The sequence below is a fragment of the Pseudomonas sp. Pseusp21 genome, assembly GCF_059492145.1.
On record NZ_CP168520.1, the window covers coordinates 3128280 to 3149995 of the forward strand.

Below are 21716 nucleotides of genomic sequence, written 5' to 3' on the forward strand. Positions count from 1 at the left end.
AAGTATAGGCAAGCGTTCGACAGACGCCTCAGACGCTCGAAGTCACAAATCGTGTACAACTTTTTATATTTAACTGGAACAATCCATTGGTTTTTTGAGAACATCCCGTTCCGCGCCGTGACCGCAATGCGTCATGGGGTCGCAGAACGACGTAATTAGTCTGATTTTCACAACCGCAACTCATCATGTAGTATGCCGCAGCGCGCACTACATAACGCTGGATCGATGTCTGCCCAAGGCACGTTCGCAACCCTGAAAGCCCCGTCAGCAAGGCCCCCGAGCCGTTGATTGGTCCCAGCCCAGCCGCCAGCGATGGCATGTACTGGTCGAGGGGTTTGTGGTTTAAATGGCCAGAGGCTTCATTGTTAAATTGAAGAGCTGAAAAGCGAAATAGCTGAGCAGAGTGAGGCAAGCAATGACTGAACACGTTCAAGTCGGTGGCCTGCAGGTCGCCAAAGTCCTGTTCGACTTCGTGAACAACGAAGCCATTCCCGGTACCGGCCTCACCGCCGACAAATTCTGGGAAGGTGCCGACAAGGTCATTCACGACCTGGCGCCGAAGAACAAAGCCCTACTCGCCAAACGCGATGACTTCCAGGCTCGTATCGATGGCTGGCACCAGAGCCGTGCCGGTCAGCCCCACGACGCCGTGGCCTATAAAGCCTTCCTGCAAGAGATCGGTTATCTGCTGCCAGAAGCGGCTGATTTCCAGGCAACGACGCAAAACGTCGATGACGAAATCGCCCGTACCGCCGGCCCGCAACTCGTGGTGCCGGTGATGAACGCCCGCTTCGCCCTCAACGCCTCGAACGCCCGCTGGGGTTCGCTGTACGACGCCCTGTATGGCACCGACGCCATCAGCGAAGCCGGCGGCGCGGAAAAAGGCAAAGGCTACAACAAGGTGCGTGGCGACAAAGTCATTGCCTTCGCCCGTGCGTTCCTCGACGAAGCCGCGCCACTGGCGACCGGCTCCCACGTCGATTCCACCGGCTACAAGATCGCTGACGGCAAACTGGTCGTCACCCTCAAGGGCGGCAGCACCACCGGCCTGCGCAACGACGCACAGCTGATCGGCTTCCAGGGCGATGCCAATGCGCCGATTGCGATCCTGCTGAAGAACAACGGCCTGCATTTCGAAATCCAGATCGACGCCAGCACCCCGGTCGGCCAGACCGATGCCGCCGGCGTCAAAGACATCCTGATGGAAGCAGCGCTGACCACCATCATGGACTGCGAAGACTCCGTTGCGGCCGTCGATGCCGACGACAAGGTGGTGATCTACCGCAACTGGCTCGGCCTGATGAAGGGCGACCTGGCGGAATCCGTGTCCAAGGGCGGCCAGACCTTCACCCGTACCATGAACCCGGATCGCACCTACACCAAGGTCGACGGCAGCGAACTGACCCTGCACGGCCGCTCGCTGTTGTTCGTGCGTAACGTCGGTCACCTGATGACCATCGACGCGATCCTCGACAAGCACGGCAACGAAGTGCCGGAAGGCATCCTCGACGGTCTGGTGACTTGCCTCGCAGCGATGCACAACCTGAACGGCAACACTTCACGCAAGAACACCCGCACCGGTTCGGTCTACATCGTCAAACCGAAGATGCACGGCCCTGAAGAAGCGGCGTTCACCAACGAGCTGTTCGGTCGCATCGAAGACGTGCTGGGCCTTGCGCGCAACACCCTGAAAGTCGGGATCATGGACGAGGAACGCCGTACCACGGTCAACCTCAAGGCCTGCATCCAGGCGGCCAGCGAGCGCGTGGTGTTCATCAACACCGGTTTCCTCGACCGCACCGGCGACGAAATCCACACCTCCATGGAAGCCGGCCCGATGGTGCGCAAGGCTGATATGAAGGCCGAGAAGTGGATCGGCGCCTACGAGAACTGGAACGTCGATATCGGCCTGAGCACCGGCCTGCAAGGTCGTGCGCAAATCGGTAAAGGCATGTGGGCGATGCCCGACCTGATGGCGGCGATGCTCGAACAGAAAATCGCTCACCCGCTGGCCGGCGCCAACACTGCCTGGGTTCCGTCGCCGACCGCCGCTGCGCTGCACGCGCTGCACTACCACAAGGTCGACGTGTTCGCCCGTCAGGCCGAACTGGCCAAACGCGCCCGCGCTTCGGTCGATGACATCCTGACCATCCCGCTGGCGGTCAAACCGACCTGGACCCCGGAGCAGATCAAGAACGAACTGGACAACAACGCCCAGGGCATTCTCGGCTACGTGGTGCGCTGGATCGACCAGGGCGTGGGTTGCTCGAAAGTGCCGGACATCAACGACATCGGCCTGATGGAAGACCGTGCGACGCTGCGTATCTCCAGCCAGCACATCGCCAACTGGCTGCGCCACGGTGTCGTGACCGAGGCGCAAGTGATGGAAAGCCTCAAGCGCATGGCGCCGGTGGTGGACCGTCAGAACGCCAACGACCCGCTGTACCGTCCGCTGGCCCCGAACTTCGACAGCAACATCGCCTTCCAGGCGGCAGTCGAACTGGTGATCGAGGGCACCAAACAGCCGAACGGTTACACTGAGCCGGTTCTGCACCGTCGTCGTCGCGAGTTCAAGGCTGCCAACGGCCTGTAACCTGCGCTGATGCCGGACACGAAAAAGCCCTGATCTTTCGATCAGGGCTTTTTTTGTTTGCGCCGGATTGGCTAGGGCTCGATGCCCAGCTCATGTCTGACGAGACCAAGCAATTTGGCGGTATCAATCGGCTTGAGCAAAAAATCCACCACGCTCAAATGCATCGCCGCAATCGCATCCTTCACGTCGGCATCACCGGACACAATGATGATCGGCATCGCCGCCCTGACGGATTCGCGCACCTGGCGGATCAGCTCCAGGCCATCGACGTTGCCCATGCGCAGGTCGGTGATCACCAACCCGATCGAAGGTTTTTCCGCGAGCATTTTCAGCGCGGTTTCGCCGCTGGCGGCGGTCATGCAACGGATACCGTCCAATCCCAGAATCTCCGACAACAGCTCCCGGGCGTCCTTGTCGTCATCGACGATCAATACACGCTGCGGTGGCAGATCGGGTTCGAGCATTACAGCGCTGAGCGCTTCCCGCTCGGCGTCGCTCAAAATATCGTGGTCGGACATGGCGTTCTCTACGTTCTCAAAATCGATCCCCTGGCACAGTGGTCAGACATCGCTGGGCAGAGCTTCAATGTGCACTTCGTCGGATTTTTTTCCAAGGGGCGAACCGAAGAATTTCCGACTGATTTTGTAGGGCATATCCGAAAATTCCCCAACGGCATGCCCAACCTAGACTTACGTCCAATGGGCACCCCGCGCGATGGGGTCGACCATGGCTGCAACGATCCGACAACAACAATTCGAAAAAGACTGCGGTAATGGTTATGAGTAAAGCGGACGCCTTCACCCAGGCAGGGAAAACCGCGGTGTTGCAGAACATTCAGGGCACTTTGCAATTCCTCCAGCGCTTCCCCCCTTTCAATCAAATGGAACACGCCCACCTGGCCTACCTGGTGGAGCAATGCCAGCTGCGCTTCTACGGTCAGGGCGAAAGCATCATCAAACCCGCCGACGGGCCGGTCGAACACTTCTACATCGTCAAGCAGGGCCGGGTGGTCGGCGAGCGGCCGCACACGGCCAAGGGCGGCACCGAAACCACATTTGAAATCACCACCGGCGAGTGTTTTCCCCTCGCCGCGCTGCTCGGCGAACGGGCGACTCGCACCGAACACCTGGCCGGCGAAGACACCTTCTGCCTGCAACTGAACAAACTGGCGTTCATCAAGTTGTTCGCCCTCTCCAACACCTTCCGTGATTTCGCCCTGCGCGGGGTCAGCAGCCTGCTCGATCAGGTCAATCAGCAAGTCCAGCAGAAAGCCGTGGAAACCCTCGGCACCCAATACTCGCTGAACACCCGTCTCGGCGAATTGGCCATGCGCCATCCGGTGACCTGCAGCCCCTCCACCCCACTGCGCGAAGCGGTGAAGTTGATGCACGAACAACAGGTCGGCAGCATCGTCGCGGTGGACGAGCACAAGGCACCGCTGGGGATTTTCACCCTGCGCGACCTGCGGCATGTCGTGGCTGAAGGGGCTGGCGATTTCAGCGAGCCGATCGAACGCCACATGACGCACTCGCCGTTCTATCTTTCGCCGGATCACAGCGCCTTCGACGCGGCGATTGCCATGACAGAACGGCACATCGCCCACGTGTGTCTGGTCAAGGATCGACGCCTGTGCGGCGTGGTTTCAGAACGGGATCTGTTCTCGCTGCAACGGGTCGATCTGGTGCACCTGGCGCGGACCATCCGCAGTGCCCAGCGGGTCGAACAGTTGGTGACCCTGCGCGGCGAGATCGGCCAACTGGTGGAGCGCATGCTGGCTCACGGTGCCTCGTCGACCCAGATCACCCACATCATCACTCTGCTCAACGATCACACCGTGTGCCGGGTGATCGAACTGACCCTCGCCGAAAAAGGCGACCCCGGTGTGCCATTCAGCTGGCTGTGCTTCGGCAGCGAAGGCCGACGCGAGCAGACCCTGCACACCGATCAGGACAACGGCATTCTGTTCGACGCGCGGGATGCGGCCCACGCGGCGGAGATTCGCGGCAAGCTGCTGCCCATCGCCCAGCAGATCAATAACAGCCTGGCGCAATGCGGCTTCACCCTGTGCAAGGGCAACGTCATGGCCGGCAATCCTCAGCTGTGCCTGTCCCGCGCCGAATGGGCCCGACGCTTTGCCGCGTTTATTCGCGAGGCGACGCCGGAGAACCTGTTGGGCTCCAGCATTTATTTCGACCTGCGCGTGGTCTGGGGTGATGAACAGGGTTGCGAGCAATTGCGCCGGGGGATTCTCGATCAGGTCGGCGACAACCGTCTGTTCCAGCGAATGATGGCCGAGAACGCCTTGCGCAACCGTCCGCCGGTTGGGCGATTCCGTGAATTCGTGCTGACCCGCAAGAACGGCGAGAAAGCCACGCTGGACCTGAAAATCCAGGGCCTGACACCCTTTGTCGACGGCGCACGTTTGCTCGCACTGGCCCATGGCATCGACGCCAACAACACCCTCGAACGCTTTCGCCAACTGGTGGATAAAGAAGTCATCGACCGGCTGGATGGCGCCGCGTACGAAGAGGCCTACCACTTCATCCAGCAGACGCGCATGCAGCAGCATCAACTGCAGACCCGGGAAAACCAGCCGTACTCGAACCGGGTCGATCCCGACAGCCTCAATCATCTGGACCGGCGCATCCTGCGTGAATCCCTGCGCCAGGCCCAGCGCCTGCAAAGCAGCCTGACCCTGCGGTATCAGCTATGAGCCTGTTTTCGTGGCTGCGTCCGGCCAGCCCCGTTGTGCCGGACGACCTGCAACAGCGCCTGACGACACTGCCGGCCATCGGCGAGCTGCGCGAGTGCAGTCTGCGCGAACAACGCTGGGTGGTGCTGGACCTGGAAACCACCGGGCTGAACCTGAACAAGGATCGGGTGCTGTCGATCGGCGCGGTGGTGATCGAGGACGGTGCGATCGACTTCAGCCAGCAATTCGAACGCACCCTGCAATGCCGCGAGCTGAAACTCGGCCCGAGCGTGTTGATTCACGGTCTGGCACCGAGCGCGATTGCCGCCGGCAGCGAGCCCACCGAAGCCCTGGTCGAGCTGCTGGAGTTTATCGGCGACAGTCCGGTGCTGGCGTTTCACGCCTCGTTCGACCAGCACATGCTCGGCCGCGCGCTGAAAGAACATCTGGGGCACAAGTTGCAGACGGTGTTCCTCGATGTGGCGCAGATCGCCCCGCTGGTTTGCCCCCAGGCGCACATTCGCGAGGCGGGGCTGGACGAGTGGGTCGACTGGTTCAAGCTTGAAGTGTTCGAACGTCACCATGCGAGCGCCGATGCTCTGGCTACCGCGGAACTGGCGCTGATCCTGTTCAGCCGGGCACGCCAGCAGCAGATCCACAGTCCGCTGAATCTGCAGCAACGCCTGAGTCAGTGGAAGCGCCGACAGCAGACGCATTCGTTCTGAATCCGGGTTGTCGCCCGACAACCCGACCGGTGGCCAATTGCTAACCATTCCCACCTCTGCCACAATCGCGAACAATTCTCGTTAGTTAACACTTCCCAGTCGGTGTCGTCGTGTCTTCAGCCCAAAGCCCTCACAGTGAGCTCGTCGGTGCGTTGTATCGCGACCACCGCGGCTGGCTGCTGGCTTGGCTGCGGCGCAACGTGGCTTGCCCGCAACGCGCCGAAGACCTGAGCCAGGACACCTTCGTCCGCCTGCTCGGCCGCGACGAACTGCTGACGCCCCGCGAACCCCGGGCGTTTCTGGTGGCCATCGCCAAAGGCTTGTTGTTCGACTACTTCCGCCGGGCCGCGCTGGAACAGGCGTATCTGACCGAACTGATGCTGATCCCCGAGGGCGAACAACCCTCGGTCGAAGAACAGCAACTGATCCTCGAAGACCTCAAGGCCATCGACCGCATGCTCGGCAAGCTGTCGACCAAGGCCCGCGCCGCTTTCCTCTATAACCGCCTCGATGGCCTGACCCACGCCGAGATCGCCGACAAACTCGGCGTGTCGGTCCCGCGCGTACGCCAGTATCTGGCCCAGGGTATTCGACAGTGCTACATCGCGCTGTACGGTGAGCCAACATGAGCCCGGCCAGTTCCAGACCGGTCCCGGCCCATGTGCTGGACGCGGCGATTGCCTGGCAATTGACCCTCGATTCCAGCACCCCACTGGAGCGCGAAGAGTTCGCCAAGTGGCACGCGGCCAACGAAGAACACGCCCGCGCCTGGCGCCAGTTGGGCATGCTCGACCAGCGTTTCAGCGTGGCCAAGGGCCCGGCACGAAACGCGTTGCTGCAATCGCGCGAAGGCATCCGCCGCCGGGTGCGCAAGCTCGGCAGCGGGCTGGCCAGTGTCGTGGCGGTGGTCGGTCTGGCGTTGTTTGCCGGCGAACGTTATCTGCCGCTGGATTACTGGCTCGCCGATCAACGCACCGCCACCGGCGAACAGCGTACGGTGCGTCTGGCCGATGGCACCGTGCTCAACCTCAATACCCACAGCGCGGTGGATGTCCGTTTCGATGAAAAACAACGCCTGATCGTGTTGCAGGAAGGCGAAATTCTTGTCGAAACCGGTCACGGCGATGCGCGGCCATTCATCGTCGAAACCGCCGAGGGCAGCATGCGCGCCTTGGGCACGCGGTTCCTGGTCAAGCGCGAAGACGCCGGCACGCGCCTGAGCGTGTTGCAGTCGGCGGTCGCGGCGCATCCGCAATCCGATCCGCAGGAGCAGATCCTGCGCGAAGGCCAGCAAGTGCTGATCCGCCACAACGGTCTGGATTCGGTGGTGGCGCTCAACCCCGGCGCCGATGCCTGGACCCGCGGCATGCTGGTGGTGGACAACGCGCGCCTGGAAGACCTGGTGCATGAACTTGGCCGCTATCGTCGCGGCCATCTGGGCATCGCGCCGGAAGTCGCCGACCTGCGCATCACCGGCAGCTTCCCGCTGCACGACACCGACAAGGCGCTGAACGCCCTGTTGCCGACCCTGCCGGTGCAGATCGAGCAGCACACGCCCTGGTGGGTGACCGTGGCCAAGGCTGATCCGAAGCCCTGACATTCAGCACTGCCTGCCCACGACAGGCCGCCTGCCACCCCCCTGAAAACGGACTTTCTGCTGACTTGCGCAGCGATGTCGTTCGTTAATCGAAATTATTTTCATCCAGCCCTATCACTTTTCGAATCTCGTCCGGCACACAGGCAATTGAGAAATATTTCCATTCAGGAGCCGCCGTATGTCCCGTTCGCTAGACACCTTGTTGCGCCCCAGTTTGCTGGCGGTCGCCATTGCCCTCTGCACCCCGCTGGCCAGCAGCCAACTGATCGCCGCTGAACAGGCATCGAGCGTGCGCGCCTACAACCTGCCGGCGGCTCCGTTGTCGACCATCCTGAACCAGATCGCCAGCCAGGGCGGCCTGACGCTGTCGCTGAACCCGTCGCTGGCGGCGGGCAAGACCTCGGCGCCGGTCAACGGCCAATATGACGCGGCCGGCGCCCTGCGCGCGGCGCTGCGTGGCACCGGTCTGCAACTGGAACAGAGCGGCGCCGGCACCTACACCCTGGTCGCCGTGCCGGAAGGCGCGATGGCCCTGCCGGAAACCTCGGTAATCGGCGTGGAAAACTTCGAAAGCGCCTGGGGCCCGGTCGAAGGCTACACCGCCACCCGCACCGCCGCCGGCACCAAGACCGACACCGCACTGGTCGAAGCGCCGCGTTCGATTTCGGTCGCCACGCGCCAGCAAATGGAAGACCGAGGCGTGCACAGCCTAGATGACGCCGTGCGCTACATGCCGGGCATTACCGCCAGCAGCTACGGCAGCGACACCCGCGCCGACTGGCTGCGCGTGCGCGGCTTCGAACCGACCCAGTTCCTCGACGGCCTGCCCCTGCCAAAAGGCGTGTACGCCAACCCGAAACAGGAAACCTGGAACCTCGACCGCCTCGCCCTGCTGCGCGGCCCGGCCTCTTCCGTCTACGGCCAGACCCCGCCGGGCGGCCTGCTGGACATGGTCAGCCGTCGCCCGAGCGATGTGCAGAGCAGCGAAATCCAGCTGCAATACGGCAGCGACAACCACCGCCAGATCAACTTCGCCAGCACCGGCAAGATCGACGACGCCGGCCAGTTTCTCTACGGCCTCAGCGGTGTGGTACGTGACAGCGGCACGCAGATCGACCACGTCGACAACAAGCGCTACAACATCGCGCCGAGCCTGACCTGGAACATCGACGACGACACCAAATTCACCCTGCTGACCCAGTTCACCCGCGACGATACCGGCATCACCAGCCAGTTCCTGCCGGTGCAGGGCACCAAGATCGACATGCCGTTCGGCAAGGTTTCCCACCACAAGAATCTGGGCGATCCGGACTGGGAATATTACGACCGCACCTACTACGCGCTGGGCTATGCCTTCGAACATCGCCTGAACGATGTGTGGCAGTTCAAGCAGAACCTGCGCTACACCAAGTCGGATCTGTCGTTCCAGGGCATCACCGTCGGCTCGTATCCGTTCACTCAAGTGGACAATGACGGTAACGTCGGCCGTACCACGACCATCGTCGACGAAGACATCAGCCAGTTCGCCGTGGACAACAACTTCCAGGCCGACTTCGCCACCGGCGACATCCGCCACACCCTGCTGCTGGGTCTGGATCACCAGCGCAGCAACACCAACTACACCTCGATCTTCGGCAGCGCGCCGGAGATCAACGTGAACAATCCGATCCATGGTCAGCCGATCGTGCGTCCGGCGCGCTCCACCGCGTTCTATGACTATAACCAGAAGACCTACCAGACCGGCCTCTACGTTCAGGACCAGATGGCCCTGGACCAATGGCGCCTGACCCTCGGCGGTCGTGAAGACTGGGTGCACACCAGCACTCAATTCATCAACAAGGGCGACGCCACCAACACCCAGCGTGACAAGGCGTTCAGCGGTAACGCGGCGATCAGCTACGTGTTCGATTCCGGTTTCGTGCCGTACCTGTCCTACGCCGAATCGTTCCAGCCGACCACCGGCGCCGACGCCTCGTCGACCGAATCACTCAAACCCACCGAAGGCAAGCAGTGGGAACTGGGCATCAAGTACCAGCCACCGGGCAGCAAGACCCTGCTGACTGCGGCCGTGTATGACCTGACCCAGAAAAATGTCTCGGTCAGCTCGTTCGTCAACGGCGTATCAATCACCAGTCAGACCGGCGAAGTGAAGGTCAAAGGCCTTGAGCTGGAAGCCGTCTCCGACGTCACCGACAACCTGAAGGTCATCGCCGCGTACACCCTGGCCAAGTCCGAAGTGCAGAACGGCGCCGACAAGGGCAACCGCCTGCAACTGATGCCGAATCAGCAAGCGTCGCTGTGGGCCGATTACACCTGGCACAGCGGTGTGCTCGACGGCTTCGGCATCGGTGCCGGCGCGCGCTACACCGGCAACACCTACGGCGACAAAGCCAACACCTGGCTGGGCAAGGCGGACGCCTACACCGTGTTCGACGCCGCCGTGCATTACGACCTCGGTCGTCTGGACAACAGCCTCAAAGGCGCGTCGCTGGCACTCAACGCCACCAACCTGCTGGACAAGGATTACATCTCCACCTGCGACAGCTTCTACTGCTACTACGGCGACCAGCGCAGCGTCGTCGCCAGCGCCACTTACAAGTGGTAAGCGCCTGAGCTGAAACAGGCCCTGCAACCAGGCCGTCCCTCGTGGACGGCTTGGGTGTTTTTGAAGGTCATGAAATGAAAAGTAAAACCATTCGCCGCTGGTCCTTCGTCCACACCTGGACCAGCCTGATCTGCACCGTGTTTTTGCTGCTGCTGGCCCTGACCGGCCTGCCGCTGATTTTCCATCACGAGATCGACCACCTGCTGGGCGATGCGCCCGAGTTGCGGGTGATGCCGGCGGGCACGCCGCATCTGAACCTGGCGCAACTGGTCGAAGCGGCGGAAAAGCATCGGCCCGGCGAAGTCGTGCAATATTTCGGCTTCGAAGACGACGAGCCGAATGCCGTGCTGACAATCATGGCCAGGACCGCCGGCACCGAGCCCAACTCCTCGCACACCTTCATGCTCGACGCGCGCACCGGCGAAGCCCTGGAAATGCCTTCGGCCAACGGTGGCCTGATGCTGTTCATCCTGCGTCTGCACGTCGACATGTTCGCCGACCTGCCGGGCAAATTGCTGCTGGCGTTCATGGGTTTGCTGTTCGTGATCGCGATCGTGTCCGGCACGGTGTTGTACCTGCCGTTCATGCGCCGCTTGAAGTTCGGCACCGTGCGCCAGGACAAATCCACCCGCCTGCGCTGGCTCGACCTGCATAACCTGATCGGTGTGGTCACCCTGACCTGGGCGCTGGTGGTCGGCGTGACCGGTGTCATCAGCGCCTGCGCCGATCTGCTGATCGCCGCGTGGCGGGCCGAAGCCCTGACGACCCTGATCGCGCCCTACCGCGATGCCCCGCCCCTGACGCAACTGGCCCCGGCCACCCGGGTGCTGGAGATTGCCAGTGACGTCACACCGGGGATGAAACCGGACTTCATCGCCTTCCCCGGCACTCGGTTCTCCAGCGAGCACCACTACTCGGTATTCATGAAGGGCGGCACCCACCTGACCTCGCACCTGCTGACCCCGGTGCTGATCGACGCCAGCACCCTGCAAGTCACGGCGGTGGCAGAACGACCGTGGTACATGGACGCCATGGGCATGTCGCAGCCGCTGCACTTCGGTGACTACGGCGGCATGCCGATGAAAATCCTCTGGGCCACGCTGGACGTGCTGACCATCATCGTCCTCGCCAGCGGCGTGTACCTGTGGGTGGTACGGCGCAAGGCCGCGAAACCGGTGCAGGAACCGGCGGAGGCCTCTGCATGAAACCGCGTCAGTCGAATTTCTGGAAAGTCTTCAGCACGCCGCTGGTGATCGCGCTGCTGAGTGCGGCGGGCCTGTTCGCGGCGTTGCTGGGCGACGGGATCTGGGATGGTTTGAGCTGGATTGGTCTGGGCATTCCGGCAGCCCTTGCCCTGCGCGGATTGCTGCAACATCGCTGAACGGCTTGAGCCTGACGGGCAACGCGCTATGCTGCCCGTCATTGCCCCTGACCGAGACCCTGCCGATGTCCGCTCCCAGCATGACCCTGTTCCACAACACCCTGTCCCCGTTCGTGCGCAAAGTCATGGTGCTGCTGCACGAGACCGGCCAACAGGATCGCGTCGCGCTGCAGGACTGCGTACTCAGCCCTGTCAGCCCGGACGCCGCCCTCAACGCAGACAACCCGCTGGGCAAGATCCCGGCCCTGCGCCTGGCCGACGGCAATGTCATCCATGACAGCCGGGTGATCCTCGACTACCTCGACCACCAGCACGTCGGCAACCCGCTGATCCCCCGCGACGGCTCGGCCCGCTGGCGGCGCCTGACCCTGGCCTCGATGGCCGACGGGATCATGGACGCCTCGGTCATGGTGCGTTACGAGCAAGTGCTGCGCGCCCCGGAAAAGCACTGGGACGAATGGCTCGAGGCCCAGCGCGAGAAGATCCGCCGCGCCCTCGCCTTGCTGGAGCGCGACGCGATTGCCGAACTGACCTGCCACTTCGACGTCGCTTCGATCAGCGTGGCCTGTGCGCTGGGTTATCTGGATCTGCGCTTTCCGGATCTAGCCTGGCGTGACGCCAACCCGCAACTGGCCAACTGGTTCTTTGAAGTGAGCCAGCGGCCGTCGATGATTGCGACGATGCCGAAGGCTTGACGCACCGGGCGGGAGGTAACGAGGCAAAGATCAGCGTCATCAACACCTCGGCCTCCCGCTGCTCCTCACGCAACCCAACGAACCGGCTCATTGCACCGCTCCGATATCGAACTCCAGCGATTTGGCCGGTTTCTGCCCGATCCCGTACCAGTCCAGATTGCGGGTCAGCACCATGAACACACCGAGCAGACCGAACAGCAGCAGCGAACCCATCAGCAGCGCGTAATCCTCGGCGCTCAGCAAGCCATAGAGCAAGCCGTACAACGCCGCCAGCCCCGCCGAAAAGCTCAAACCATGCCGCACGCTGCGCAACACGTGGCAGACATAGAATCCGATCAACAGCACGCAACCGCTGGCCGACAACAGATACGCCAGGGCAAACCCGATGTGCTCCGACAACGACAGCAGCAACAGATAAAAGAACGCCAGCGCCACACCCACCAGCGCGTATTGCACCGGGTGCACCGCCAGGCTTTTCAGCACTTCGAACAGGAAGAAACCGGCGAACGTCAGGACGATGAACAGCAGCGCATATTTGATCGCCCGGTCACTCTTCAGATATTGATCCACCGGATCGATGAAGCTCACGCCGAAACTGCGCCCGTTGAACGCCTCGCAATCATTGCCCGACACACAACGGCTCATCGCTTCTTGCAAATTAGTGGAGAAAAACGAGGTCTGCCAATCGGCGGTGAAACCCTGATCGTTGATCTCGCGTTTGGCCGGCAGGAAGTTGCCGATGAAGCTTGGGTGCGGCCAGTTGGCGGCGAGGTTCACGCGGCTGGTCTTGCCCACCGGCAGCACCTGCAACGAACCGGTGCCTTGCAGGCGCAGGTCGAAGCCGAAGGCCAGTTCCGTGGTCTTGCCGGTGTCCAACGCCGGCAGCGTCACTCGCACACCCTCGCCCAGCCAACCGACTTGAGTACCGGGCACGAAGTCCAGGCGTTGCGCGCCCAGCTCCAGCTTCAAGGCATTTTCGATCCCGCGAATGTCACTGATGCCGACCGCCAGGAACGGCGCATCGAAGGTGTAATCGACAAAGTCTTCCTTGATCCCCAACTGCGCCGGCAGCGAGAAATGCCCACTGATGCGGTTGTCGGCATGGAACAGCCGCGCTTCGTAAATGCCCCGGGCCCGTAGTTCGGTCTGCACCTGGCCGTCGAGTTCAAAGCGCTCCGGGAGGAAATACAGGCGTCCACGTTCCTCACCGATTTCCTGGTATCGCTCGTCACTCTTCTCTTTGGTTTTCCAGGTGCGTACCACTTTGCGATACGGCACAACCATCACCGGCCCGCTGAGTTGCTGGCTGTAGCTTGAGCTTCTGGCGATGTATTCCAGCACGCCGTCACGCAGTTGCTGGCGATCATCAATGATGCCGTCGATCATCAACAGCGGCACCAGCAACACCAGGATCAGCAGGGCAATGGCCCCGAGTTTTATCGTCAGACTTTTGTTCATGGGACTCTCCCTGTTTCGGTGGGCAGAGTCTGCGAAGGAGATGTGGGGGTTTTGTGGGAGGAATGTGGAGTTTGTGTGGAGACTACAACTGCAGAACGACTTCCACCCCGGCTTCGACGTTGCCGATGCGCATCGAACCACCGTGCAACTTGATCACCTCTTCGACAAAATTGAGCCCGAGACCAGTGCTTTTACGTCCGCTGTCCGGGCGTGGCAGGGAGTAGAAGCGCTCGCTCAAGCGCGGCAAGGCGTAGTCGGGAATCGGCGTGGTTTCGTTGAACAGGCGAAGCTCGACCCGCTCACCGATTTTCTCGGCGCCGAAGCGCAGCAGACCGTGCGACGGGGTGAAATCCAATGCGTTCTCCAGCAAATTGCCCAGCGCCTGACGCAACAGAAACGGCTCGCCTATCAACGCCAGATCCGGCGCGATGGTTTGCTCGATCCGCAGTTGCCGGCCTTCGATGCGTGCCATTTGAGCCTGTAACAGCTCATCCACCAGCGCCGCCAATGGCACTGCGACGCGTTCCTCAAGACCCTGCCGCTGTTCGACCTGAGCCAGATTGAGCAGGCGTTCGATCAACTGCTGCATCCGAGCACTTTCACTGTCGATGTTGCCGACAAAACGTAGGCGCTGATCCGCCGGCATCTCGCCCTGCAACAACTCGGCGGCACCGCGAATGGCGGCCAGCGGGCTTTTCAGTTCGTGGGTCAGGGTGTGCACATAGCGCTCGACGTAGGCTTTGCCTTCGAGCTGGGTGCGCATCTGTTCCACGGCGGTCGCCAACTGCTCCAGCTCGCCACCGCGATAGTGCGGCACCGCCACCCGACGGCCCTCGCTCACGGCCTGGGCGTACACGGTCAAGCGGTGCAGCGCGCGGCTCAGCCACCACGACAGCACGGCGCCGAGCAACAGGCCGAGGCCGATCAATCCGGCGCCGTAACCGAGCAGGCGGCGTTCGGTGCGATCGACATAGGGTTGCAGTGAACTGTTGGGTTTGGCCACGGTGACCACGCCGATGATCGCGCCGTTGTCGCGAATCGGCGCGCCGACGTGCATCACCGAGGAGTTCGGGTCATTCGGGTCACTGCGACTGGAGCGTGCGCCGTATTCGCCGCGCAGGGTCAGGTAGACGTCGTTCCAGCGCGAGTAGTCCTGGCCGACGGCCAGACCGCTGGAGTCCAGCACCACGATGCCCTTGGCGTCAGTGACGTAGATGCGGTGGTTGACCTGGTTTTTCGCCAGGCCCCAGATCGTCGCCTTCGGCTGGCGTTCGCCATAGGCGCGGAGCAATTCCGGCCAGCGATTCTGGTTGAGGGTGCCGGCCTTGAAATCGTCCCGCAGGATTTCCGCCATCAGGTTGGCGGTGTCGACCAGGGTTTCTTCGGTGGACTGGCGCACGCCGGGGCGGATTTCTTCCATCACGGTGTTGAGCACGAAATACCCGGTCAGGCCGATGAACAGCACGTACACCAGGAAAATCCGCAGCCCCAGCGACATCAGCTGTGCCCCGGGCTGTAGCTGTAGCCGAGGCCGCGATGGGTCTGGATCGGCTCGGCCTCGGCACGCACCAGACGCAATTTGGCGCGCACGCTTTTGATATGGCTGTCGATGCTGCGCTCATAACCGGCATCCGCCGCCACGCCCAGCGCATCGAGCAATTGCTCGCGGCTGAACACGCGCTCGGGTTGTTCGAGCAGGCATTGCAGCAGACGGAATTCGTGGCGAGTCAGGCTCAGGGGCTGGCCGCGATAGCTGATCTGCACACGTTCGGGATCGATGCGAAACAGCGCCGAGGACGCCTCAATGACCGGACGTGGCGCCATGCGCTTGAGAATCGCCCGGACCCGCGCCGCCACTTCCCGTGGGCTGAACGGTTTGACCACATAATCATCGGCGCCGATTTCCAGGCCCACCACGCGATCGATTTCGGCATTGCGCGCGCTGAGAAACAGCACCGGCACTTCGCTAAAGCGACGCAACTGTTTGCAGGTCTCGAAGCCGCTGATGTCCGGCAAGCCGATGTCGAGGATGATCAGATCCGCCGGGGTCTGGCGCTGATGCTCCAGCGCCGCCGCGCCCAGGCTCAGCCAGGTCGTGGTGAAGCCCTCGCCCTGCAAGGCAAAAATCAGCGTGTCGGCAATCGCCGCTTCGTCTTCGACAATCAGGATATGAGGCATGGCGTCCGAGCCTGTGGGTTAAGTGCGCGAACGGTGCCCCAAGCCCGGCGTTACGTCAATGAGACCACTTGGTTTCAACAGTCTGGCTTGTCAGCGGTGAAGCGTCGTGCCGGGTTCACCGCCGCACCGAACTCGCGCAGGGCCTTGGCACCGATCAGCAACGGGTAGTTGAAGTTGCTGCGGTCGGTCAGGTTGACCTCCACGGTACGCTTGACGTCGCCCAGGCACAGCTCCAGATCGACCACCGGGCGCTTGGCCACTTCGGTGCTTTCGCCCTCGTCTTCTTCATCCGAGCGACTCTTGATCTTGCTGATCCGCGCAACCTTGTGTTCGTACACCTTGTTGCTGGCGTCCTTGGTGGCCAGACGGAAACGCACCCAGTCTTCGCCGTCGCGCTTGAACGTCTCGATGTCCTTGGCCGACAGCGAGGCAGTCAGTGCGCCGGTGTCCATCTTGGCCTTGAGCACTTCGCCGCCGATTTCCGGCAGTGCGATGTATTCGTAACGACCGTACAGGGTCGGTTCGGCGGCGAGCACCGGCAGGGCGACGAGGGAAAGCAGTGCAAGGAGGGATTTCACGTAAGGGGCTTCCTTGGGAAATGGGGGCGTCAGACGCGAGATTTTAGACCGTTGTTTACTTGATCGTTCCCACGCTCCGCGTGGGAATGCATCAGGTGACGCTCCGCGTCACAGGGACGCAGAGCGTCCCCGGCGGCGTTCCCACGCAGAGCGTGGGAACGATCAGACTAACGCGCCACAGGTGAAACATTCGTCACCGGTGGATTTGGCCTGTCGGCCGAAGCCACTTATCATGGCGCGCCCATCCGTTTTCCAAGAGTTGCTTATGCGCCGCCTGCTCACCGGCTGTTTCGTCACCCTGCTGCTGTTGTCCAACACCCTGGTGCTGTTTGGCCCGCTGATGGTGTTCGCCGTGCTCAAGCTGATCCTGCCGGGGCGCTTTCGCGACTACGCCTCGTGGGCGGTGATGTGGATCGCCGAAACCTGGGCGGAAATCGACAAGCTGATCTTCCGCCTGTGCATCCCCACGCAATGGGACATTCGCGGCGGCGAAGACCTGCGCAGCGACACTTCCTACCTGGTGATCAGCAACCATCAGTCCTGGGTCGATATCCCGGCGCTGATCCAGACCCTCAACCGACGCACGCCGTTCTTCAAGTTCTTCCTCAAGAAAGAGCTGATCTGGGTGCCCTTCCTGGGCCTGGCCTGGTGGGCGCTGGATTACCCGTTCATGAAGCGCTACACCAAGGCGTTCCTGGCGAAGAACCCCGAGCTGGCCGGCAAGGATCTGGAAATCACCAAAGCGGCGTGCGAACTGTTCAAGCGTCAGCCGGTGACGGTGGTGAATTATCTGGAAGGCACGCGTTACACCGCCGCCAAAAGCACTCAGCAGCAATCACCGTTCAGCCACCTGCTCAAGCCCAAAGCCGGCGGCGTGGCGTTCGTACTGGCGGCGATGGGCGAACAGCTGGACGCGATTCTCGATGTGACCGTGGTTTATCCACAGCAGAAGATTCCGGGGTTCTGGGACCTGATCAGCGGCAACGTACCGCGCGTGATCATCGACATCCAGACCCGCGAGCTGGATCCGGCCCTGTGGCAGGGCGATTACGAAAATGATCCGGTGTTTCGCGAGAAGGTCCAGAACTGGGTCAACCAGCTCTGGACTCTCAAGGATCAGCGCATCGCCGAACTCAAGGTCGAGCGCCGCTGAATCAACCGTTGGTGCCGGTGCCCCAGATGCTGCCCAAGCTTTGCAGCAGCGAACCGCCGACACCCTGTTGACCGAGATATTGCAGGAGGATCGGGGCAAACTGGCCGACCATCCCGCTGTCCATGCCCAACGCACCGAAGGCGTTGTTCAGGTCATTGGTGTCCTTGACGTTGCCCAGCGCATTTTCCAGCCCGGCGGACTTGCCCGACGAGCCGAGCAGACCGCTCAACGCCGCCAGACTGCCAGCGCCACCCGACAACTGGTCAATACCCGGTACTTCCTTGGCCAGTTCGGAATAATCGGTGCTGCTCAATTGGTTCTTCGCCAGGCCCAACATGGCACTGGTGCCACCCACCGCTTGTTGTGGCGTGAGGTCCAGTGCGCTCAGCGCACTCAACAAGCCAGCGGTTTCCGAGGTCGGCGCGGCCGTCGCAGCCTTGTCACCGCCCTGCATGCCCGATACCACGCCGGCCACGTCATTCAAACTGAAACCGGCAAACACCGGCCCTGCCGCCAGGGTCAGGAGCGATGCCAGGGCAAAACCGCGTGAAATCTTCATTCAGACATCCTCTTGTGGCGTGAAGACCGCCCGGATACAGGCGATCAAACTGCCGGTTTGACCGGGTTGGCGGCAGCATGTTCCCCCAGACAGAAGCTGTGTTTTCTTGCATCAACCACAGGAAAACATTTCGTCCTGAGTCCACTTACTTCTAAGTTCTGCAGCAACCATTACAAATAGAACTAAAAACCTGTCATTTATGACAGTTGGAAGGGGAAATGGAATATATGAACTCCAATTACGTAACGGAGTACGAACAATGAAACTGAAAGTTCTCGCGGGTGCGCTGGCTTGCCTGGCAATGCTGAGCACTGCTCATGCACTGGAATGCCCAAAGGTATCCGTGACCGATTCCGGAGGCGCGGAAGATCCGGTATTTACAGCTGCACGCATTAAAAGCGGAAACAAGCTCATTTGTCAGAATGATGGTAAAGGCAGTCTGGGCGTCACGACTGTTTTAGAGTCAAGCACTCCAATTACGCCTACTGGATCGGGTTGGGATAAAAACCTTGAGTGTGCAGTCACCGATGGTGATGCCAGCAAATGCTCGGTTAAATTGTGAGTTAGATGTTTAAAAAAGAGCAACCGAACCGGTTGCTCTTTTTTTGGCTACGACTTACGCCGCACTGAACAACTTATGCGGATCAATCACAAACTTCTTCGGCACGCCGGCATCGAACTCGCCGTAACCTTCCGGCGCCTGGTCGAGGCTGATGACTTGCACGCCCACCACTTCGGCGATGTTGATGCGGTCCCACATGATCGCCTGCATCAGCTGACGGTTGTACTTCATCACCGGGGTCTGGCCGGTGTGGAAGCTGTGGGATTTGGCCCAGCCGAGGCCGAAGCGAATGCTCAGGCTGCCCATTTTCGCGGCAGCGTCCACGGCACCCGGATCTTCGGTCACGTACAGGCCCGGAATGCCGATCTTGCCAGCTACGCGCACCACGCCCATCAGCGAGTTGAGTACGGTGGCCGGAGCTTCGGATTTGACGCCGTCGTGACCATGACCACGGGCTTCGAAGCCGACGCAGTCCACTGCGCAATCCACTTCAGGCTCGCCCAGCAGCGCGGCGATCTGTTCGTGCAGCGGGGTGTCTTTCGACAGGTCGACGATTTCGAAACCCTGAGCCTTGGCGTGGGCCAGGCGGATGGTGTTGACGTCGCCGACGATCACCACCGCAGCGCCGAGCAAACGGGCAGAGGCGGCAGCGGCCAGACCGACCGGGCCAGCGCCGGCAATGTAAACGGTGCTGCCCGGACCGACGCCAGCGGTAACGGCGCCGTGGTAACCGGTCGGCAAAATGTCGGAGAGGCAGGTCAGGTCACGGATTTTCTCCATGGCCTTGTCGCGGTCCGGCAGTTTCAGCAGGTTGAAGTCGGCGTACGGCACCAGCACATACTCGGCCTGGCCGCCGGTCCAGTCGCCCATGTCGACGTAACCGTAGGCACCCCCGGCACGGGCCGGGTTGACGGTCAGGCAGACGCCGGTGTGCTGCTCCTTGCAGGAACGGCAGCGCCCGCAAGCCACGTTGAACGGAACGGAGACCAGATCGCCGATTTTCAGGCTTTCGACGTCGCTGCCCTTCTCGATCACTTCACCGGTGATCTCGTGTCCCAGCACCAGACCGACCTGAGCGGTGGTACGGCCGCGCACCATGTGCTGGTCGGAGCCGCAAATGTTGGTTGAAACCACACGCAGGATGACACCGTGCTCGATCTTCCTGCCGCGCGGATCCTGCATTTTCGGATAGTCGATTTTCTGTACTTCGACCTTGCCAGCGCCGAGATACACCACACCACGATTGCCAGACATGCTTTCACCTCGCTGTTGTTTTTATGGAACCGCGCCGCCCAGGCAGGCAGCGCGTTAAGTGCTCGGGTACAGATGCTGATTCTTGTGTTGCCTGTTATGGCCTCATCGCTGGCAAGCCAGCGATAGCGGCCTAGAGAACGACCGTGCGATTGGCGTTCAAAAAAACCCTTCTTTCAATGTGATACCCAACAGCCCGGGCCAGGGTCAGGCCTTCGATGTCGCGGCCCTTGGCAATCAGGTCTTCGGGGTAATGACTGTGATCCACCGCCTCGACGCCCTGGGCGATGATCGGCCCCTCGTCCAGGTCGTTGTTGATGTAGTGCGCGGTAGCGCCGACCAGTTTCACGCCCTTGTTATAGGCCTGGTGATACGGCTTGGCACCCTTGAAGCCCGGCAGCAGCGAGTGATGAATATTGATCGCCTTGCCATCGAGCTTGCGGCACAGCTCCGGCGACAGCACCTGCATGTAGCGGGCGAGGATCACCAGTTCAGCGCCGGCCTCTTCGATCACCTGCCACACCTGCCGCTCCTGGGCCGGTTTGTCATTCGGGTCGAGGGGAAAATGGTAGTAGGGAATCTGGTGCCAGTCGGCCAGCGGCTTGAGGTCCGGGTGATTCGACACCACCGCCGCCACGTCCATCGACAACTGGCCGATGCGCTGGCGGTAAAGCAAGTCATTGAGGCAGTGATCGGCCTTGGAGACCATGATCACCACTTTTGGCCGGTAGTTCGGCGCGGTCAGCTCGAAGATCATGCCGAACGCCTGACCGCGTTCGGCGAGACCGGCGCGGAAGGATTGCTCGTCAAAACCGTCGGGCTGACGGAACTCCACCCGAATGAAGAAACGGCCCGAGAGCCGGTCATCGAACGAATGGTGCTCGGTCACGTAGCAACCCTGCTCGAACAGAAAACGCGTCACCGCGTCCACGGTGCCGAGAACGCTGGGGCAGTCGGCGGTCAGAATCCATGTATCCGGGGCGCGGCTCATCGTTTTCTCCTGATCAGGCCTGAACGCTGAGGCCGTATTCGGCGGACGCATCCTGCAACCACAACCACCAGTAATCCGAGAAGCTGCGACGGATCAGCAGTTCCCAGGTGTCTTCGGCGGTATGGCGAATCATCAACTGCGACTTGGCGAACACCGTGCCGACAGCCTTGCCGACCGGGAAGTTGTTCGGGTGCACGTCGTAGCTGGTGGATTTCATCAGCACCTGACGCACGTTCGGGCCGCTCAGTTCGAGAATCTGCTGGCCGCCGCTGACATTGACGATTGCGATGTGCAGATCGCCCAGCGCTTCGCGCAGTTTCTGCTCGGCGGCGAACTCTTCACCGCTCGGCACGATCAGCAGCCACTCATCCGGGCCCATCCATTGCAGGCTGGTTTCACCTTTGACGATGACGCTCAGGGCGCCCGGCAACTCGATGCCCAGCGCCTTGTACACACCGGCGGCGAACGCGGCATCGTGGCCGTCGCCGCGGATGGTCAGATGGCCGAGGAGTTTCTTTTCGCGCACGGTCACACCGGCGGTCTTGCGGCCCTTGCCGACCAGGCTGGCGAGGTCGGCGTGATGCAGCGACGACTCGGCCTTGGCCCCGGTGGTCGGGCGTTGTTGGTAAACGTTGGCTGCGGTCATAAAGCACCTATTCTTTTGTTTGATCGTTCCCACGCTCTGCGTGGGAATGCCG

General features: G+C 61.6%; 20 protein-coding genes. 11 read left to right on the plus strand and 9 right to left on the minus strand.

Features of this window, described 5'->3' with window-relative positions; all coding sequences use genetic code 11:
* The first annotated feature begins 415 nt into the window (after positions 1-415).
* Entirely contained in the window at positions 416-2593 is a 2178-nt protein-coding gene (locus tag ACEN93_RS14265) for a malate synthase G (protein ID WP_495611526.1), read from the plus strand.
* Between the two features lie 71 nt (positions 2594-2664).
* On the opposite strand, the gene ACEN93_RS14270 is transcribed toward ACEN93_RS14265, so the two are convergent.
* Positions 2665-3111: a response regulator gene (locus ACEN93_RS14270; protein ID WP_085654016.1), complete on the minus strand. Its 447-nt coding sequence runs from the start codon at positions 3109-3111 to the stop codon at positions 2665-2667.
* Between the two features lie 254 nt (positions 3112-3365).
* Here ACEN93_RS14270 and ACEN93_RS14275 point away from each other — a divergent pair, with 254 nt between their 5' ends.
* The 8 genes from ACEN93_RS14275 (at position 3366) to ACEN93_RS14310 (ending at position 12288) form a co-directional block, all read left to right on the plus strand.
* The gene (locus tag ACEN93_RS14275) at positions 3366-5306 is read left to right on the plus strand and encodes a putative nucleotidyltransferase substrate binding domain-containing protein (RefSeq protein WP_490842983.1); all 1941 of its coding nucleotides are present in this window, start codon (positions 3366-3368) and stop codon (positions 5304-5306) included.
* The gene (locus tag ACEN93_RS14280) at positions 5303-6010 is read left to right on the plus strand and encodes a 3'-5' exonuclease (RefSeq protein WP_495611527.1); all 708 of its coding nucleotides are present in this window, start codon (positions 5303-5305) and stop codon (positions 6008-6010) included. Before ACEN93_RS14275 ends, ACEN93_RS14280 begins: the two co-directional genes overlap by 4 nt.
* A 110-nt stretch (positions 6011-6120) precedes the next feature.
* The gene (locus ACEN93_RS14285) at positions 6121-6639 is read left to right on the plus strand and encodes an RNA polymerase sigma factor (protein ID WP_039768032.1); all 519 of its coding nucleotides are present in this window, start codon (positions 6121-6123) and stop codon (positions 6637-6639) included.
* On the plus strand, positions 6636-7607 hold the full coding sequence (locus ACEN93_RS14290; RefSeq protein WP_085612966.1) for a FecR domain-containing protein: 972 nt from the start codon (positions 6636-6638) through the stop codon (positions 7605-7607). The genes ACEN93_RS14285 and ACEN93_RS14290 overlap by 4 nt, the downstream gene beginning before the upstream one ends.
* Positions 7608-7785: 178 nt before the next feature.
* Positions 7786-10212, plus strand: a complete 2427-nt coding sequence (locus ACEN93_RS14295) for a TonB-dependent siderophore receptor (protein WP_495611528.1) — start codon at positions 7786-7788, stop codon at positions 10210-10212.
* Positions 10213-10286: 74 nt separating this feature from the next.
* Entirely contained in the window at positions 10287-11417 is a 1131-nt protein-coding gene (locus ACEN93_RS14300; protein WP_495611529.1) for a PepSY-associated TM helix domain-containing protein, read from the plus strand.
* The gene (locus tag ACEN93_RS14305; protein ID WP_039768028.1) at positions 11414-11593 is read left to right on the plus strand and encodes a hypothetical protein; all 180 of its coding nucleotides are present in this window, start codon (positions 11414-11416) and stop codon (positions 11591-11593) included. The genes ACEN93_RS14300 and ACEN93_RS14305 overlap by 4 nt, the downstream gene beginning before the upstream one ends.
* Positions 11594-11658: 65 nt before the next feature.
* Positions 11659-12288 carry a glutathione S-transferase gene (locus tag ACEN93_RS14310; protein WP_103385432.1) on the plus strand — a complete coding sequence of 210 codons (630 nt, stop codon included), beginning with the start codon at positions 11659-11661 and terminating at the stop codon, positions 12286-12288.
* An 87-nt stretch (positions 12289-12375) separates the two neighbouring features.
* On the opposite strand, the gene creD is transcribed toward ACEN93_RS14310, so the two are convergent.
* The 4 genes from creD to rloA2 form a co-directional block, all read right to left on the minus strand.
* On the minus strand, positions 12376-13746 hold the full coding sequence (gene creD / locus ACEN93_RS14315) for a cell envelope integrity protein CreD (protein ID WP_495610187.1): 1371 nt from the start codon (positions 13744-13746) through the stop codon (positions 12376-12378).
* A gap of 82 nt (positions 13747-13828) precedes the next feature.
* The gene (gene creC, locus ACEN93_RS14320) at positions 13829-15244 is read right to left on the minus strand and encodes a two-component system sensor histidine kinase CreC (protein WP_039768024.1); all 1416 of its coding nucleotides are present in this window, start codon (positions 15242-15244) and stop codon (positions 13829-13831) included.
* Complete coding sequence (gene creB / locus ACEN93_RS14325; protein WP_007959816.1) at positions 15244-15924, minus strand: two-component system response regulator CreB; 681 nt, start codon at positions 15922-15924, stop codon at positions 15244-15246. The genes creC and creB overlap by 1 nt, the downstream gene beginning before the upstream one ends.
* A gap of 74 nt (positions 15925-15998) precedes the next feature.
* A complete protein-coding gene (gene rloA2 / locus ACEN93_RS14330; protein ID WP_007959815.1) occupies positions 15999-16502 on the minus strand; it encodes a retropepsin-like aspartic peptidase RloA2 in 504 nt (167 codons plus the stop codon).
* A 265-nt stretch (positions 16503-16767) separates the two neighbouring features.
* Here rloA2 and yihG point away from each other — a divergent pair, with 265 nt between their 5' ends.
* Positions 16768-17655, plus strand: coding sequence for a 1-acylglycerol-3-phosphate O-acyltransferase, YihG family (yihG, locus tag ACEN93_RS14335; protein ID WP_039768022.1), 888 nt, complete (start codon positions 16768-16770; stop codon positions 17653-17655).
* 1 nt (position 17656) lies between these two features.
* Here yihG and ACEN93_RS14340 read toward each other — a convergent pair whose 3' ends face one another.
* Positions 17657-18214 (minus strand): DUF2780 domain-containing protein, encoded by a 558-nt coding sequence (locus tag ACEN93_RS14340; RefSeq protein ID WP_039768021.1) that lies wholly within the window; start codon positions 18212-18214, stop codon positions 17657-17659.
* Positions 18215-18473: 259 nt separating this feature from the next.
* Between ACEN93_RS14340 and ACEN93_RS14345 the strand changes: the two genes are divergently transcribed.
* Positions 18474-18776, plus strand: coding sequence for a hypothetical protein (locus tag ACEN93_RS14345; protein ID WP_074692150.1), 303 nt, complete (start codon positions 18474-18476; stop codon positions 18774-18776).
* 54 nt (positions 18777-18830) lie between these two features.
* Here the strand turns inward: ACEN93_RS14345 and fdhA are convergent, their stop codons facing one another.
* The 3 genes from fdhA to ACEN93_RS14360 all read right to left on the minus strand — a co-directional run bounded on the left by fdhA (position 18831) and on the right by ACEN93_RS14360 (position 21664).
* Positions 18831-20030 carry a formaldehyde dehydrogenase, glutathione-independent gene (fdhA, locus tag ACEN93_RS14350; protein WP_011336270.1) on the minus strand — a complete coding sequence of 400 codons (1200 nt, stop codon included), beginning with the start codon at positions 20028-20030 and terminating at the stop codon, positions 18831-18833.
* 130 nt (positions 20031-20160) lie between these two features.
* Positions 20161-21018 carry a formyltetrahydrofolate deformylase gene (gene purU, locus ACEN93_RS14355; RefSeq protein ID WP_007959808.1) on the minus strand — a complete coding sequence of 286 codons (858 nt, stop codon included), beginning with the start codon at positions 21016-21018 and terminating at the stop codon, positions 20161-20163.
* Positions 21019-21031: 13 nt separating this feature from the next.
* A complete protein-coding gene (locus ACEN93_RS14360; RefSeq protein WP_495610188.1) occupies positions 21032-21664 on the minus strand; it encodes a sarcosine oxidase subunit gamma in 633 nt (210 codons plus the stop codon).
* Positions 21665-21716: the final 52 nt, after the last annotated feature.